The sequence below is a fragment of the Citrobacter sp. RHB21-C05 genome (assembly GCF_013889015.1).
GTDB classification, from domain to species: domain Bacteria; phylum Pseudomonadota; class Gammaproteobacteria; order Enterobacterales; family Enterobacteriaceae; genus Citrobacter_A; species Citrobacter_A sedlakii.
The window spans coordinates 722,708-737,311 of sequence record NZ_CP057611.1 but is presented as its reverse complement, the minus strand read 5'-3'; the positions used below and the strand labels follow the sequence as shown (position 1 = coordinate 737,311).

General features: G+C 56.8%; 14 protein-coding genes. 4 read left to right on the top strand and 10 right to left on the bottom strand.

Features of this window, described 5'->3' with window-relative positions:
• The first annotated feature begins 123 nt into the window (after window positions 1-123).
• Window positions 124-570, top strand: a complete 447-nt coding sequence (locus HVX72_RS03505; RefSeq protein ID WP_181822552.1) for a hypothetical protein — start codon at window positions 124-126, stop codon at window positions 568-570.
• Between the two features lie 88 nt (window positions 571-658).
• Here HVX72_RS03505 and serA read toward each other — a convergent pair whose 3' ends face one another.
• Both serA and rpiA read right to left on the bottom strand, forming a co-directional pair.
• Entirely contained in the window at window positions 659-1,891 is a 1,233-nt protein-coding gene (serA, locus tag HVX72_RS03500; protein ID WP_181822551.1) for a phosphoglycerate dehydrogenase, read from the bottom strand.
• 262 nt (window positions 1,892-2,153) lie between these two features.
• Window positions 2,154-2,813 carry a ribose-5-phosphate isomerase RpiA gene (rpiA, locus tag HVX72_RS03495; protein WP_042292197.1) on the bottom strand — a complete coding sequence of 220 codons (660 nt, stop codon included), beginning with the start codon at window positions 2,811-2,813 and terminating at the stop codon, window positions 2,154-2,156.
• A gap of 161 nt (window positions 2,814-2,974) precedes the next feature.
• Between rpiA and argP the strand changes: the two genes are divergently transcribed.
• Window positions 2,975-3,868, top strand: a complete 894-nt coding sequence (gene argP, locus HVX72_RS03490; protein ID WP_060569479.1) for a DNA-binding transcriptional regulator ArgP — start codon at window positions 2,975-2,977, stop codon at window positions 3,866-3,868.
• A gap of 6 nt (window positions 3,869-3,874) precedes the next feature.
• On the opposite strand, the gene HVX72_RS03485 is transcribed toward argP, so the two are convergent.
• From HVX72_RS03485 to serB, 4 genes are read right to left on the bottom strand one after another with little or no spacing between them, the layout of a single operon-like run.
• A complete protein-coding gene (locus HVX72_RS03485) occupies window positions 3,875-4,774 on the bottom strand; it encodes a LysR family transcriptional regulator (protein WP_181822550.1) in 900 nt (299 codons plus the stop codon).
• 22 nt (window positions 4,775-4,796) lie between these two features.
• Window positions 4,797-6,029, bottom strand: coding sequence for a multifunctional transcriptional regulator/nicotinamide-nucleotide adenylyltransferase/ribosylnicotinamide kinase NadR (gene nadR / locus HVX72_RS03480; protein WP_181822549.1), 1,233 nt, complete (start codon window positions 6,027-6,029; stop codon window positions 4,797-4,799).
• Between the two features lie 34 nt (window positions 6,030-6,063).
• Entirely contained in the window at window positions 6,064-7,446 is a 1,383-nt protein-coding gene (gene radA / locus HVX72_RS03475) for a DNA repair protein RadA (protein WP_181822548.1), read from the bottom strand.
• A gap of 11 nt (window positions 7,447-7,457) precedes the next feature.
• Entirely contained in the window at window positions 7,458-8,426 is a 969-nt protein-coding gene (serB, locus tag HVX72_RS03470) for a phosphoserine phosphatase (RefSeq protein WP_181822547.1), read from the bottom strand.
• Between the two features lie 117 nt (window positions 8,427-8,543).
• On the opposite strand from serB, the gene HVX72_RS03465 reads away from it, so the two are divergent.
• Entirely contained in the window at window positions 8,544-9,188 is a 645-nt protein-coding gene (locus HVX72_RS03465; protein WP_060569483.1) for a YtjB family periplasmic protein, read from the top strand.
• A gap of 20 nt (window positions 9,189-9,208) precedes the next feature.
• Window positions 9,209-10,225 (top strand): lipoate--protein ligase LplA, encoded by a 1,017-nt coding sequence (gene lplA / locus HVX72_RS03460; protein ID WP_181822546.1) that lies wholly within the window; start codon window positions 9,209-9,211, stop codon window positions 10,223-10,225.
• 59 nt (window positions 10,226-10,284) lie between these two features.
• On the opposite strand, the gene deoD is transcribed toward lplA, so the two are convergent.
• The 4 genes from deoD to deoC form a co-directional block, all read right to left on the bottom strand.
• Window positions 10,285-11,004: a purine-nucleoside phosphorylase gene (gene deoD / locus HVX72_RS03455; protein WP_042292216.1), complete on the bottom strand. Its 720-nt coding sequence runs from the start codon at window positions 11,002-11,004 to the stop codon at window positions 10,285-10,287.
• A gap of 103 nt (window positions 11,005-11,107) precedes the next feature.
• Window positions 11,108-12,331 (bottom strand): phosphopentomutase, encoded by a 1,224-nt coding sequence (gene deoB, locus HVX72_RS03450; RefSeq protein WP_042292218.1) that lies wholly within the window; start codon window positions 12,329-12,331, stop codon window positions 11,108-11,110.
• A 51-nt stretch (window positions 12,332-12,382) separates the two neighbouring features.
• On the bottom strand, window positions 12,383-13,705 hold the full coding sequence (gene deoA, locus HVX72_RS03445; RefSeq protein WP_060569485.1) for a thymidine phosphorylase: 1,323 nt from the start codon (window positions 13,703-13,705) through the stop codon (window positions 12,383-12,385).
• 55 nt (window positions 13,706-13,760) lie between these two features.
• Window positions 13,761-14,540, bottom strand: coding sequence for a deoxyribose-phosphate aldolase (deoC, locus tag HVX72_RS03440; RefSeq protein ID WP_042292223.1), 780 nt, complete (start codon window positions 14,538-14,540; stop codon window positions 13,761-13,763).
• Between the last annotated feature and the right edge of the window lie 64 nt (window positions 14,541-14,604).

The following is a 14,604-nucleotide window of genomic DNA, read 5'->3' as shown; positions in this document are numbered from 1 at the left end:
GGGGCGTCGCAAGACGCGCCGGTATCCAGTATGACCGGTAAGGCTAACTCCGTCCGGCACCACCACCCGCGAGATTAGCCTCTCCAGTGGTGGTTTAAATACGACATACTGGAGACGTCCCTAATGGACACTACCCCGCTTTTTTCACACTCTTTATTTACCCTGCCGTTTAACCATGCCACGGATTTCACCGAACTGGCGGATAACTGCGAGCGCTTTACAGAAGCGTTGGTCGAATGCCATAACCCGGTGGAGAAACTGGCTATCTGCGCACGTCTGTCCGCCTGTCTCGCGTTGTTACAGCCCACGCTAACCGAGCCTGTGCCCGCGCATTTGAAAGACAGCCTGACGGTTGACACCTTGCCGACGCGTTTTCCTCTTTTCGCGCCGGAAGCGGATCAGACCGGACGCTACTGCCAGCTGTTAACGCAGTTGTTGATGAGCAAAACGCTTTCCGCGGAGATGGAGCGGGTAGCCGGTGATTTATTGCAGGATCTGGTCATCTTTTTTGCCGATACGCTAAAAGCGCCACGCTGGCTGAAAACCGAAGAAGGGTTGGTGGACCTGTAAAAAACCGGGCGGCGACGCCTTACCCGGCCTGGAGCTTGACTTTGTATCAGGCCCGGTCAGCGTTAACGCCACCGGGCATTCTGGATAATCAGTACAGCAGACGTGCGCGAATGGTGCCTGGAATGGCTTTCATCGCCTGCAACGCTTTTTCCGCCACGTCTTCATCCGCTTCAATATCAATCACCACATAGCCCATTTGCGCTGAGGTTTGCAGATACTGCGCAGCGATGTTCACGCCCTGCTCAGCAAAGATCTGGTTAAGCGCGGTCAGTACGCCCGGACGGTTTTCGTGGATATGCATCAGGCGACGCCCACCGTGCAGCGGCAGCGAGACTTCCGGGAAGTTCACCGCAGAAAGCGTGGAGCCGTTATCGGAGTATTTCACCAGCTTACCCGCCACTTCAAGACCGATATTTTCCTGCGCTTCCTGCGTGGAACCGCCGATGTGCGGCGTCAGGATCACGTTATCGAATTCACACAGCGGCGAGGTAAACGGATCGCTGTTGGTCGCAGGCTCGGTCGGGAAGACATCGATTGCCGCCCCGGCCAGATGTTTGGTTGCCAGCGCATCGCACAGCGCCGGAATGTCGACGACCGTACCGCGCGCGGCGTTGATCAACAGCGATCCGGGCTTCATCAGGGCGATCTCTTTCGCGCCCATCATATTTTTCGTGGAGGCGTTTTCTGGTACGTGCAGGCTGACCACGTCGCTCATATTCAGCAGGTCAGAAAGATGCTGCACCTGGGTCGCGTTACCCAACGGCAGTTTGTTTTCAATATCGTAAAAGAAGACATGCATACCCAGCGATTCCGCCAGGATCCCAAGTTGCGTACCGATATGGCCGTAACCAATGATCCCCAGCTTTTTGCCACGCGCTTCGAACGAACCGGCCGCCAGTTTGTTCCACACGCCGCGGTGCGCTTTGGCGTTGGCTTCCGGCACGCCGCGCAGAAGCAGCAAGAGTTCACCAATCACCAGTTCCGCAACCGAACGGGTATTCGAGAACGGTGCGTTGAATACCGGAATACCGCGCTTCGCCGCCGCGGACAGATCAACCTGATTGGTGCCGATGCAGAAACAGCCGATGGCGACCAGTTTTTCCGCTGCGTTGATCACGTCTTCAGTCAGATGGGTACGGGATCGCAGGCCAATGAAGTGGGCATCACGGATGGACTCTTTCAGCTGTTCAGCATCCAGCGCCCCTTTGTGAAATTCGATGTTGGTATACCCTGCCGTACGAAGGCTATCCAGCGCCTTCTGGTGCACGCCTTCAACCAGCAGAAACTTAATCTTGTCTTTCTCCAGCGATACCTTTGCCATTTCCCCGACCCTGTGTTTTATCTGATGTTGTGTGTGCGGATTTCCATCCGCCTTTCAACATATCAAAAAAAATTATTGCGGCAATATGAACGTTTGCGTCGACTTGCTGAAGAAATATCATGCAGCGGGAAATACCAGAGGAAAATGCTGGAGATAACTTTTTCTTTGGTGAGTTCAGCAGGGCAAACGATAAAACGTGACAGAAGTCACCAAATTTGCCCTGCGGAAATTTTTTAACAGGAGACGGACGCCCCCTGTCAGATCATTTGGTAATGGTTTTTACGCCGTCGGCAGTACCGATTAACGCCACATCCGCGCCACGATTGGCGAACAGACCGACGGTCACCACGCCTGGAATAGCGTTGATCGCGTTTTCCATCGCCACAGGGTCGAGGATCTCCATGCCGTGGACATCAAGGATCACGTTACCGTTGTCGGTCACCACGCCCTGACGGTATTCAGGACGACCGCCCAGTTTTACCAGTTGACGCGCGACCGCGCTGCGCGCCATCGGGATCACTTCGACCGGCAGCGGGAAGTTGCCAAGAATATCCACTTCTTTCGAGGCGTCGGCGATGCAAACGAACGTCTTCGCCACCGAAGCGATGATTTTTTCACGGGTCAGCGCCGCGCCGCCGCCTTTAATCATCTGCATATGCGGGTTAATTTCATCCGCACCGTCGACGTAAACGCCGAGGCTGTCCACTTCGTTGAGATCGAACACAGGAATGCCGAGGCTTTTGAGTTTTTCGGTGGAGGCGTCCGAGCTGGAAACCGCGCCTTCAATTTGTCCTTTCATGGTGCCCAGCGCATCAATAAAGTGTGCGGCGGTTGAACCGGTTCCCACCCCCACAATGGTACCTGGCTGTACATACTGAAGTGCCGCCCATCCTACCGCTTTTTTCAGTTCATCCTGCGTCATGATCGTATCGCCTGTGATATGGAAAAATTCACGCGCATTATAGACGATTGCGCGGAAAAATCTTCCCGCCCCGCTCTCACGCTGCGGATTTCGTCTTTACCGGGGGCGAAATTATGTCATAGTGCAGAACAAGCAATAATTTTCAGGAGTGGGTCAGAGCAATGAAACGTCCGGACTACAGAACATTACAGGCACTAGATGCGGTGATACGTGAACGCGGGTTTGAACGCGCGGCGCAGAAGCTGTGCATCACCCAATCCGCGGTATCACAACGCATTAAGCAGCTTGAAAACATGTTCGGACAGCCGCTACTGGTGCGCACCGTTCCGCCGCGTCCGACCGAGCAGGGGCAGAAACTGCTGGCGCTGCTGCGTCAGGTAGAACTGCTGGAAGAGGAGTGGCTCGGCGATGAGCAGATCGGCTCTACGCCGCTGCTGCTGTCGCTGGCGGTTAACGCCGACAGTCTGGCGACCTGGCTGCTGCCTGCGCTGGCGCCGGTGCTGGCCGACTCTCCTATCCGCCTCAATTTGCAGGTGGAAGATGAAACCCGAACCCAGGAGCGTTTGCGTCGCGGTGAAGTGGTGGGCGCGGTGAGTATTCAACATCAGGCGCTACCAAGCTGTCTGGTCGATAAGCTCGGGGCGCTGGACTATCTGTTTGTCGGCTCGAAACCCTTTGCCGAGCGCTATTTCCCAAACGGCGTTACCCGTTCAGCGCTGCTGAAAGCGCCTGCGGTGGCGTTTGACCATCTCGACGATATGCATCAGGCCTTCCTGCAGCAGAACTTCGACTTACCGCCTGGCAGTGTGCCGTGCCATATCGTTAACTCCTCGGAAGCCTTCGTCCAGCTGGCGCGTCAAGGCACCACCTGCTGCATGATCCCGCATTTGCAGATCGAGAAAGAGCTGGAAAGCGGCGAATTGATCGACCTCACGCCGGGACTGTTCCAGCGTCGGATGCTTTACTGGCACCGCTTTGCGCCGGAAAGCCGGATGATGCGCAACGTAACCGACGCCCTGCTGGCCTACGGTCACAAGGTGCTGCGCCAGGACTGACGCACTTTAAGACCCCGTGTAAAAATGCCTGAGTTCGTCAAATTGCATGGCAAACTCAATATAGCTCATCAGCGCGGGGGAATTCAGCTTACGGCTGGGGTAAACCAGCCAGAGATCGTTTCCCGCCACCGTCCATTCCGGCAGCACCTGGATTAGCTCGCCTTTTTCGACGCGATCTTCCCGCATAAATGCCGGTAGCAAAGTGATCCCCGCCCCGGCAATCGCGCTTTCACGCGCATAGACCAGGTTATCCGTCAGATGCAGGCGATCGGGTACGTGTTGATAATCTTCGTCCCCGCGATGGAATACCCACTCCGTCCACGCCTTGTGGGTAATGCACTGATGTTCCGGCAGTTGCCGCGGATGAGTCAGTTGCGCAAACCGCGAAAGGTAGTCCGCCGACGCCAGCAGGTAACGCGGGCAATGGCCTATCATCCGGCCAATCAGCGTCGAATCCTGCGGCCTGCCGGTGCGCAACGCGACATCGAACCCGCTGTCGACCAGATCCAGCATTTCGTCAGAAATCGAGACTTCAAGGTTCACGTCGGGATAATGCTGTTGAAAGCGGGCGTTCAGACGCGCCAGCAGCGTCGCGCCGATGCCCGCCGGCGAGGTGATGCGCAACCGTCCGCTGGGGTTGTCGCGCAGACGTTGCACCGCGTACTCCGCGCGTTCGCTGGCAGCGAGGATCTCCCGGCAGTGCACAAGATAGTGTTCGCCAGCATAAGTCAGGTTCAGCTTACGGGTGGTGCGGTTGAGCAAACGGATGCCGACCTGCTGTTCAAGCTGGCTGATGCGCTGGCTGACACTGGACTTCGGTAGCCCCGCCTTCTGCGCCGCCGCGGTAAAGCTGCCGTTTTCAGCGACCAGGGCGAACAGCGCCATATCCTGCAAATGCTTAAACATCGTGTTCACCCCGCCGCGAACATTACCCCTGCTCGCCCATCATCTGTTTAACCAGTTCAACGCAGCGCAGGAAGCGGCCATCATAATCGGCCTCTTCAACGTGAACGAACGCGATGTTATTTTCGTGCAGCATCTCCACCAGCAGGGTCTGGAACTCTTTGCGATCCACAGAACTGCCGAGGCTGCGCAAACCGTCGGCCACCCACGGGGTATTATTTTCCAGCAGGATCACAAGGTCAAAGCGATACTCGTCTATCAGCGCCTGCACAAACGGATGCTCCCGCCCTTCGTACTTTTTGCAGAACGCCTGGGTCGTGACGAAATCGGTGTCGATAAACGCCACTTTATTTGCGTATTTGACCGCAAAATCAATGTATTGTGCATGTCCGAGCGCAATCTTGTCGTAATCGGAATACTGAAGCGCCATTTCGTCGCCGCCAAGATGGGAAAAGACGTAGTCACGCCCGTATTCCCACGCGCTGGTGGTGTTGAAGATATTCGCCAGCTTGTTGACCAGCGTCGATTTGCCGCTCGACTCGCCGCCCAGTACCGCCACGGTGCGGACGAAAAACGGCTTTACTTCCGTCGGGATGTATTCCCAGTAGCGGAACGGGTTTTCACGGATTTGCGCGCCGCTAATGCTCATAAAAGTGCGTTTCGGATCGATAAGCACCGTTTCGATGCCCAAATGTTCCAGATACTGCGGCGCGTCGGCTTCCTCAGAGGTATAGATCCAGTTGGGCTGGATGCCCTTATCAGCCATAAACGTTTTGATGCCGCGACTCCACACATCCCAGCCGTGGGGATACGGCTCCATGCCCTCTTCGTTGAACGCATGAATACGAATGTTCTTCTGGTATTTAAAGGTCTGGAGTAGCCAGCGCAGCCGATCCGGCACCGTTGGCTGCTGGGACATGGCGCTGTCTTCAAACAGTTCGCGGTCGCGGGTATCGTCGTAACCCATGATGATATGCAGCTCGTCCACCTGGCTACAGGCACGCTGAATCAGATAAATGTGCCCGGTATGCAGCGGATAGAACTTGCCAAACACCACGCCGATGTTTTTCTGCTGGCGCGGAAATTCCAGACCGAGAAAGCGGTGCAGCGCCTCCAGCTTCTGCGCGCTGGGGCTTTTGATTTTTGCGTTAAGAAGCTGGCTGAGATACCCCTTGGTCATGCCGCTGGCATCCGCCACTTGTTGCAGGGTACAGCCCTTCTGCTTGATGGCGGTTTTGAGATAGTCGAACGATGACACAAGAGCCTCCTGCTGGAAAAACGACGGGTCTTAATTATAAATCGTCAAACACGCTTAGCGCGTCAGAAAGTTTTTTAACGCCGAACACCTGCATCCCTTCCGGCGGTTTTTTCGGCACATTCGCCGCAGGCACAATCGCCCGACGGAAGCCGTGCTTTGCGGCCTCGGAAATACGTTCCTGTCCGCTCGGGACCGGACGGATCTCGCCCGCCAGCCCCACTTCGCCGAAGACCACCAGGTCCTGGGGCAGCGGTCTGTCACGCAGACTGGAGACCATCGCCAGCAGCAGCGCGAGGTCGGCGCTGGTTTCGGTGACCTTCACCCCGCCCACTACGTTAACAAACACGTCCTGATCCGCCATTTGCAAACCACCGTGGCGATGCAGTACCGCCAGCAAAATCGCCAGCCGGTTTTGTTCCAGACCGACCGCCACGCGGCGAGGGTTCGCCATCATCGAGTGATCCACCAGCGCCTGAATCTCTACCAGCAGCGGGCGCGTACCTTCCCAGACCACCATCACCGAACTGCCGGAGGTAATTTCGTCGCCGCGGCTTAAAAAGATGGCGGATGGGTTGCTGACTTCCCGGAGCCCCTGTTCAGTCATCGCGAAAACGCCAAGTTCATTGACCGCGCCAAAACGGTTTTTATGGCTGCGCAGGGTACGGAAGCGGGAGTCCGCGTCGCCGTCGAGCAGTACTGAACAGTCGATGCAGTGCTCCAGCACTTTCGGCCCCGCCAGCGAACCGTCTTTGGTGACATGCCCGACCATCACAATCGCCACCCCGCGCGTTTTGGCAAAGCGCGTCAGGTAGGCGGCGGTTTCACGCACCTGCGCCACGCTGCCGGGCGAGGACTGAATATCCGCCATGTGCATCACCTGAATGGAGTCGATCACCATCAGCTTCGGCTGTTCTTCTTCCGCAATCAGGCATATCTGCTCAATGCTGGTTTCCGACAGCATGTTGAGATTGTTGGTCGGCAGGCCGAGACGGTGCGCGCGCATCGCCACTTGCTGTAACGACTCTTCACCCGTGACGTACAGGGTTTTCATCTGCTCGGCGAGTTTACACAGCGTTTGCAGCAGCAGCGTTGATTTCCCCGCGCCGGGATTACCGCCAATGAGGATGGCGCTACCGGGAACGACGCCGCCGCCCAGTACGCGATCGAACTCTTTAAAGCCGGTCGAAAAACGCGGTAGCGCTTCCAGGCTGATATCGGAAAGTTTTTGAACTTTCGCCACGCCCGCGCTGCCAGCGTAACCGCTGAGCCGCTCGTTACGCGCCACCGTTGGCGATGCGGCGAGACGCACCTCAGTGATGGTGTTCCAGGCGTGGCAGGCGCTGCATTGCCCCTGCCAGCGTGGATAATCCGCCCCGCATTCATTACATACAAAGGCGCGTTTTGGAGCTTTTGCCACGGGTTACCTCGTTATTTCTGATTCATGCTGCCAGAAAGAATGCAAAACACGCCCATCAGATCGGCGTGACGGATGGTGATTTCCGTTTTCTCATTCACTTTCGGCTTGGCGTGGTAGGCTATGCCCAGCCCCGCCGTTTTGATCATCGGCAGATCGTTCGCGCCGTCGCCAATCGCCACCGTTTGCGTCATGGGGATCTCATACTCCTGCGCCAACCGGGTCAGGGTATTGGCCTTATATTGCGCGTCAACGATATCCCCCGTCACGTGTCCGGTGAATTTGCCGTCTACGATCTCCAGTTCGTTCGCCACCACGGCGGTTAAGCGCAGCTTTTCACGCAGATACTCGGCAAAAAAGGTGAAGCCGCCGGAGGCGATCGCCACCTTCCAGCCCAGCGTTTCCAGCTTCAGCACCAGTTGCGTCAGGCCGGGCATGAGCGGCAGCGTGTCGCGCACCTGCTGCAGGATGTTAGCGTCAGCGCCTTTCAGCGTCGCCACGCGGCTGCGCAGGCTGGCGGTAAAGTCCAGTTCGCCGCGCATCGCGCGCTCGGTCACTTCCGCTACCTGCTCGCCGGTACCGGCCAGTTTTGCGATCTCATCAATGCACTCGATCTGGATCGCGGTGGAGTCCATGTCCATCACCAGCAAACCTGGCGTCCGCAGATGCGGTATTTTACCCAGTGGCGCGACGTCCAGTTGCGCATCATGCGCCAGCTTCGTGGCGCGCGGTGTCAGCGACCCCGCCAGGCGGATCACCTGGTAGTCTTCCACGCACCAGGCTGCGACGATCACCATTGCCGCGCCCAGCTTGCTCTGGTACTGGGTCAGTCGTTGTTTATCCAGCCCGCGACCATACAGCAGCCAGCCGCTACGTCCTGCGTGGTAATCCAGTGGCATCACCTCGTCACCACTTAAAGAAAGGGGCAAACCTGGCCATAAAGAGACATCTTCAGGCAAATCGCACCAGGTAATGTTAGGCATTAAAGCTCCTGTAAAATCGTTCGGGCCGGGAAGGTTCCAGGGGAAAATAACGCATGAGGCTACCTTGTATCCATCGCTTCTGGCAACATTAAGCCTCAAATTTTCAGCAGGTGGAATATGGCTCGCGCAAAACTGAAATTTCGGCTTCATCGTGCAGTGATTGTATTGTTCTGTCTCGCACTGCTTGTCGCGCTCATGCAGGGGGCGTCCTGGTTTAGTCAAAACCACCAGAAGCAACGCAATCCGCAGCTTGAAGAACTGGCTCGCACACTGGCGCATCAGGTCACGCTGAACATCGCGCCTTCTATGCGTACCGAAACGCCTGACGAAAAGCGTATCAAAAGCATATTGCAGCAATTGACCCATGAAAGCCGCATCCTTGACGCCGGGGTTTATGATGAACAGGGCGACATGATTGCCCGCGCGGGTGAAAGCGTAAACGTGCGCGACCGCCTGGCGCTGGACGGCAAAAAAGCCGGGGGCTATTTTAACCAGCAAATCGTCGAACCCATTCAGGGAAAAAATGGTCCGCTGGGCTATCTGCGCCTGACGCTGGATACCCACACCCTGGCGACCGAAGCGAAACAGGTGGATAACACCACCAATATTTTACGCCTGATGCTGCTGCTCTCGCTGGCGATTGGCGTGGTGCTGACCCGAACATTGCTGCAGGGTAAACGAACGCGCTGGCAGCAATCCCCTTTCTTGCTCACCGCCAGTAAGTCGGTACCGGAAGAGGAAGAGAGCGAGAAAAAAGAATAAATTCTGTAAAGGAAAACGCTATGTCTACACTTCGCCTGCTTATTTCTGACTCTTATGATCCGTGGTTTAACCTGGCGGTAGAAGAGTGCATTTTCCGCCAGATGCCCGCCACCCAACGCATGCTTTTCCTGTGGCGCAACGCGGATACGGTGGTGATTGGCCGTGCGCAAAATCCGTGGAAAGAGTGCAACACACGACGGATGGAAGAGGACAACGTGCGCCTGGCGCGTCGCAGTAGCGGCGGCGGCGCGGTGTTCCACGACCTCGGCAATACCTGTTTTACCTTTATGGCGGGCAAGCCGGAATACGATAAAACGATTTCGACTTCAATTGTTCTTAACGCCCTCCATGCGCTCGGCGTGACGGCGGAGGTCTCCGGGCGTAACGATCTGGTGGTCAAAACGCCGGACGGCGATCGTAAAGTCTCAGGTTCAGCCTATCGCGAAACCAAAGATCGCGGCTTTCACCACGGCACGCTACTGCTGAACGCCGATCTCAGCCGTCTGGCAAATTACCTGAACCCGGACAAAAAGAAGCTGGCGGCTAAAGGGATTACCTCGGTTCGCTCCCGCGTGGCGAACCTCACCGAACTGCTGCCTGGGATCACGCATGAGCATGTCTGTCATGCAGTCAGCGAAGCCTTCTTCACTTACTATAACGAACGCGTTGACGCGGAAGTGATCTCGCCGGATAAAACCCCGGATCTGCCCAACTTTGCTGAAACCTTTGCCCGGCAGAGCAGTTGGGAGTGGAACTTCGGCCAGGCGCCAGCGTTCTCTCATCTGCTGGATGAGCGCTTTACCTGGGGTGGCGTGGAACTGCATTTTGACGTAGAGAAAGGTCGTATCACCCGCACACAGGTGTTCACGGACAGTCTTAATCCCGCGCCATTAGAGGCGCTGGCAGCACGTTTGCAGGGGTGTTTGTATCGGGCGGATACGTTGCAGCAGGAGTGCGATGCGTTGAGGGGAGACTTCCCGGAGCAGGAAAAGGAATTACGGGACGTGTCGGCATGGATAGCGCAGGCAGTGCGTTAAGCGCGTTCTGATGCCTCACCCTGCCCCTCTCCCTTACAGGAGAAGGGCAGGAAAGAGCATTACGCTTTATCGCCCAGCAGAACGGATTCCAGCGCGATTTTAATCATGTCGTTGAAGGTGGTCTGACGCTCAGCGGCGGTGGTCTGCTCGTGAGTACGGATATGGTCAGACACGGTGCAGATGGTCAGCGCTTTCGCGCCAAATTCCGCCGCGACGCCGTAAATGCCCGCCGCTTCCATTTCCACGCCCAGGATGCCGTATTTTTCCATCACGTCGAACATTTCGCCGTCCGGGGAGTAGAACAGATCCGCAGAGAACAGGTTGCCTACGCGCGCGTCAACGCCCAGCGCTTTTGCCGCATCAACCGCGTTACGCACCATATCAAAGTCGGCAATCGCCGCGAAGTCATGATCTTTGAAACGGATACGGTTCACTTTGGAATCGGTGCAAGCCCCCATACCGATGACCACATCACGCAGTTTGACATCGTGACGCACGGCGCCACAGGAACCGACGCGGATGATTTTCTTCACGCCGAAATCGGTGATCAGCTCTTTGGTGTAGATGGAGCAGGACGGGATCCCCATACCGTGGCCCATCACGGAGATTTTGCGGCCCTTATAGGTCCCGGTGAAGCCCAGCATGCCGCGAACGTTGTTCACTTCACGCACGTCCTCGAGGAAAGTTTCTGCAATGTGCTTCGCGCGCAGCGGGTCGCCAGGCATCAATACGACGTCAGCGAAATCACCCATTTCTGCATTAATGTGAGGAGTTGCCATCTTTCAGTTCCTTTTAATTTGATTTTTTGCCCGGTGACGCGGCGCGATCCGGGCCTACGGTGTTGTAGGCCGGGTAAGGCGCAGTCGCCGCCCGGCAATGACCTCAGAACATCGCCTTGCCATATTCCATGTCAGACGTGCCAAAATATTTCGCAATGGTCTGGCCGATATCCGCAAAAGTTTCACGGTGTCCCAGTGAACCGGGTTTCACTTTCGGGCCGTACACCAGCACCGGGATGTGCTCACGGGTGTGGTCAGTACCGGTCCAGGTTGGGTCACAGCCGTGATCCGCGGTCAGGATCAGAATGTCATCTTCCCCTACCAGTTCCATCAGCTCCGGCAGGCGGCGGTCAAACAGTTCCAGACCCGCAGCGTAGCCTGCGACGTCGCGACGGTGGCCCCAGGAGGAGTCGAAGTCCACAAAGTTGGTGAAGACAATCGTGTTGTCACCCGCGTCTTTCATCTCTTTGACGGTCGCGTCGAACAGCGCGTCCAGACCGGTCGCTTTCACTTTTTTGGTGATGCCGCAGTTAGCGTAGATATCCGCGATTTTACCCACAGACACTACCTGACCGCCTTTCTCGTCGACCAGCTTTTGCAGCACGGTGGGGGCAGGAGGCTCAACGGCCAGGTCGTGACGGTTACCGGTACGCTGGAAATTACCCGCTTTGTCGCCGATAAACGGACGCGCGATAACGCGGCCAATGTTGTAGCCGCCTTCGGTCAGCTCTTCACGGGCGATCTCGCACAGCTCGTAGAGTTTATCCAGACCAAACGTCTCTTCGTGGCAGGCGATCTGGAACACGGAGTCAGCAGAGGTGTAGAAAATCGGCTTGCCGGTTTTCATGTGCTCTTCCCCGAGCTGGTCCAGGATCACCGTACCGGAAGAGTGGCAGTTACCGAGGTAGCCCGGCAGATTGGCGCGCTTCACCAGCTTGTCGAGCAGTTCCTGCGGGAAGCTGTTCTCGTGATCCGAGAAGTAGCCCCAGTCGAACAGCACCGGTACTCCGGCGATTTCCCAGTGACCAGACGGCGTATCTTTACCGGAAGAAAGTTCGTGCGCCCAGGCGTAAGCGCCAATGACTTCCGCATTCGCGTCCATTCCGGCCGCGATTTTTCCGGTTGAGCCTTCATGGGCTTTCACCAGACCCAGGCGGGTCAGGTTCGGTAAATTCAGCGGGCCTTTGCGACCGTTATCCGCTTCGCCTTTAGCACAGGCTTCTGCGATGTGTCCCAGAGTATCGGCGCCTACATCGCCAAAGCGATCGGCATCTTCCGTTGCACCAATACCAAAGGAGTCCAGCACCATAATAAATGCACGTTTCATAATGTTCTCCATACATCTGCGCTGTAAAAAAGCGATCAGATCAGTATACCGCTATTCGGTAATACGACGATAGACCGTTGGTGTAATTTCAGGCGCGTTGTCGTCAAGGATAATTGCCGCTTTGACCGCTTTCGCCGCATCCTGCCAGCTGGTTTCATCTTTGGCATGAATCACCGCCAGCGGACGTTGGCCATCAACGCTGTCGCCCAGACGGACCATATCGGTGAAGCCGACGCTGTAATCAATGGTGTCGGATGCCTGACGACGACCGCCGCCCATCGAGACCACCGCCATGCCAAGCGCGCGGGTATCCATCGCGCTGACGAAGCCTTCGCTATCGGCATACACCGCTTTGCTGAGCATCGCGGTTGGCAGGTATTTCGCGTAGTTTTCCACGAAGTCGGTCGGGCCTTTCTGCGCCGCCACCATGCGGCCAAAAATTTCCGCCGCTTTGCCGTTGTCCAGCACCGCCTGAAGCTTCGCGCGGGCTTCCGTATCGTCTTTGGCAAGCTTGCCGGAGATCAGCATCTCCACGCACAGCGCCATAGTCACGTCGAACAGGCGCGGGTTGCGATACTCGCCCGTCAGGAACTGCACGGCTTCACGCACTTCGACAGCGTTACCGGCGCTGGAAGCCAGCACCTGGTTCATGTCCGTCAGCAGTGCGGTGGTGCGCACGCCCGCGCCGTTGGAGACGCCAACGATCGCTTCGGCCAGCGCCTCAGAGAGTTCATAGGTTGGCATAAACGCGCCGCTGCCCACCTTCACATCCATCACCAGCGCGTCCAGACCTTCCGCCAGTTTTTTGGCAAGAATCGAGGCGGTGATCAGCGGGATGGAGTCAACGGTTGCGGTGATATCGCGGGTCGCGTAGAAACGCTTGTCTGCCGGCGCCAGAGAGCTGGTCTGGCCAATAATCGCCACGCCAACGTCTTTAATAATTTCGCGGAAGCGGTTGTCATCCGGGAAGATATCGAAGCCCGGAATGGCTTCCAGCTTGTCGAGCGTACCGCCGGTATGGCCCAGGCCGCGCCCGGAGATCATCGGGATGTAGCCGCCGCAGGCTGCGACCATAGGGCCAAGCATCAGCGACGTCACGTCACCCACGCCGCCGGTGGAGTGTTTATCCACAATCGGGCCGTTAAGGTTGAGGCTTTTCCAGTCCAGAACGGTTCCTGAATCTCGCATCGCCATGGTCAGCGACACGCGCTCAGGCATCGACATATCGTGGAAGAAAATGGTCATCGCCAGGGCAGCAATCTGTCCTTCAGAGACGGTGTTGTCACGAATGCCGTTGATAAAGAAGCGGATCTCTTCGTCGCTCAGGGCAAGACCATCACGTTTTTTACGAATAATTTCTTGTGCGAGAAACACGGTAACCTCCTCAAACCAGGCCGGGCTCGCTACGCGTCGCCCGGCAATTCAAATCTTAGTAGCTGCTTGCGCTCTTACCGTCGCCGTGACCCAGCGCTTTCAGCAGGCTGGCCAGCAGGCTCGACGCGCCGAAGCGGTAGTGACGGGAATCCGCCCACTCAGCGCCAAACAGCTCGTCGGCAATCGCCAGAAATTTCTGCGCGTCTTCCGCCGTACGTACGCCGCCCGCAGGTTTAAAGCCCACGGTTTTTTCGACGCCCATATCACGGATGACTTCCATCATGATGCGCGCGCTTTCCGGGGTTGCGTTGACCGGCACTTTACCGGTAGAGGTTTTAATGAAATCAGCACCGGCTTTAATAGCGATTTCAGACGCTTTACGGATCAGCGCCTCTTCTTTCAGTTCACCGGTTTCGATGATCACTTTCAGCAGCACGTTTGCCGCCGCGCACGCGTCTTTACAGGCTTTCACCAAATCAAAGCCGACCTGCTCATTACCGGCGATCAGCGCGCGGTACGGGAACACCACGTCAACTTCGTCTGCGCCATACGCGATCGCGGCGCGGGTTTCCGCCACGGCGATCTCAATGTCGTCGTTGCCGTGCGGGAAGTTGGTCACGGTCGCGATGCGGATCTCCGGGGTGCCCTGCTCTTTCAGGGTCTTACGCGCAATGGGAATGAAACGCGGATAGATGCAGATGGCGGCGGTATTGCCGACCGGGGTTTTCGCCTGATGACACAACGCGATCACTTTTTCATTGGTGTCGTCGTCATTCAGGGTAGTCAGATCCATCAGTTTCAGGGCACGCAGGCTGCTTGCTGTTAAATCGCTCATAACATTCTCCAACGGCATCGCCGTATCAATTCTCACCTTGCGGGTTTGTTAGTATTCTAACATC

Coding starts and splice junctions, on each gene's coding strand:
- HVX72_RS03505 (WP_181822552.1), top strand. CDS start 124: ATGGACACTACCCCGCTTTTTTCACACTCTTTATTTACCCTGCCGTTT.
- serA (WP_181822551.1), bottom strand. CDS start 1,891: ATGGCAAAGGTATCGCTGGAGAAAGACAAGATTAAGTTTCTGCTGGTT.
- rpiA (WP_042292197.1), bottom strand. CDS start 2,813: ATGACGCAGGATGAACTGAAAAAAGCGGTAGGATGGGCGGCACTTCAG.
- argP (WP_060569479.1), top strand. CDS start 2,975: ATGAAACGTCCGGACTACAGAACATTACAGGCACTAGATGCGGTGATA.
- HVX72_RS03485 (WP_181822550.1), bottom strand. CDS start 4,774: ATGTTTAAGCATTTGCAGGATATGGCGCTGTTCGCCCTGGTCGCTGAA.
- serB (WP_181822547.1), bottom strand. CDS start 8,426: ATGCCTAACATTACCTGGTGCGATTTGCCTGAAGATGTCTCTTTATGG.
- HVX72_RS03465 (WP_060569483.1), top strand. CDS start 8,544: ATGGCTCGCGCAAAACTGAAATTTCGGCTTCATCGTGCAGTGATTGTA.
- lplA (WP_181822546.1), top strand. CDS start 9,209: ATGTCTACACTTCGCCTGCTTATTTCTGACTCTTATGATCCGTGGTTT.
- deoD (WP_042292216.1), bottom strand. CDS start 11,004: ATGGCAACTCCTCACATTAATGCAGAAATGGGTGATTTCGCTGACGTC.
- deoB (WP_042292218.1), bottom strand. CDS start 12,331: ATGAAACGTGCATTTATTATGGTGCTGGACTCCTTTGGTATTGGTGCA.
- deoC (WP_042292223.1), bottom strand. CDS start 14,540: ATGAGCGATTTAACAGCAAGCAGCCTGCGTGCCCTGAAACTGATGGAT.